Annotated in this window: 1 protein-coding gene; it reads left to right on the top strand. The window is 56.9% G+C overall.

Annotated features, from left to right (window positions below; all coding sequences use genetic code 11):
- Positions 1-428: 428 nt before the first annotated feature.
- Positions 429-977, top strand: coding sequence for a hypothetical protein (locus tag EJP87_RS16935; protein WP_130472993.1), 549 nt, complete (start codon positions 429-431; stop codon positions 975-977).
- The last annotated feature ends 130 nt before the right edge of the window (positions 978-1107 follow it).

Raw genomic sequence — 1107 nt, 5'->3', positions numbered from 1 at the left:
ATAAAAAACTTGGGTGGTTCGGACCGCATCATTTTGCTAGCGCCAGACTGAAAAACGGGTACGCAGTACGCACCGGCATAAAGTACGCACCCTGTCAAGGGCAACTACCGGTAAACATTCAGAATTTTCAGTTCGTATGCGGTGTCCAGGTACGCACCCAGGTACGCACCTCAGTCAGTGCATGAACGCTATTAATCACAAATTTATCAATAAGATGCACGCCATTGCAAAGTGCCTTCGCGTACACCCTCAGGTACGCACCCAGGTACGCACCTCTGTCAGCGCCAAAATGCTATTAATCACTCAATTATCAATAAGATGCAATTTTTGGCGGTACGCACCCTGGTACGCACCCTGGTACGCACCCTGGTACGCACCCTGGTACGCACCCCGGTACGCACTTTCAATACTACAACAGGAGAGGAACGATGGGAATCTCTATTCGCTCATATGCCCGCCAGAGAGACATCACCGAAGGTGCTGTCCGCAAGGCCGTCAAATCCGGGCGGATCCCTGTCGAGGCAGACGGTACGATTGACCCGGCCAAGGCCAATGTTGCCTGGGAACGCAACACCAGCCCGGCGCAGCAAAGGAAGCCAGACTCGGTCCCGGCAAAGCCTGCTCCCGTTCCAGCTCCGGCCAATCCCCCGCCAATCCGCCAACCTTCCCAAAGACCGGCGGAACCAGAGTCGGGGCCAGTCGCGGCAGGGATGCCAAACTACCAGATGAGCCGAGCTGTCCGGGAGACCTACAACGCCAAACTCACCCGTCTGGACTACGAAGAGAGGACAGGCAAACTGCTGAACGCCGAAGACGTCGCCAAGGAGGCATTTGCCTTGGCCCGCCGGGTTCGTGACCGCCTGCTCAATATTCCCAGTCGCATGGCATCGGTGTTGGCCTCGGAGACCGACAGCAAGACGATCGAGTCCATGCTGAGCCAGGAACTGCGCATCGCTCTGGAGGAGCTTGCCGAATGAACACCACTATCCCCGCCATGGCCAATGCCATTGAGATTTGGCCAGTGGACCGTTTGATTCCGTATGCTGCCAATGCCCGCACCCACTCCGACGCCCAGGTAGCCAAGGTGGCGGCATCCGTCAAGGAGTT

It is taken from the genome of Candidatus Magnetaquicoccus inordinatus (assembly GCF_004217665.1).
Classification (GTDB): domain Bacteria; phylum Pseudomonadota; class Magnetococcia; order Magnetococcales; family Magnetaquicoccaceae; genus Magnetaquicoccus; species Magnetaquicoccus inordinatus.
This window is presented reverse-complemented; position numbering and strand designations above follow the sequence as displayed.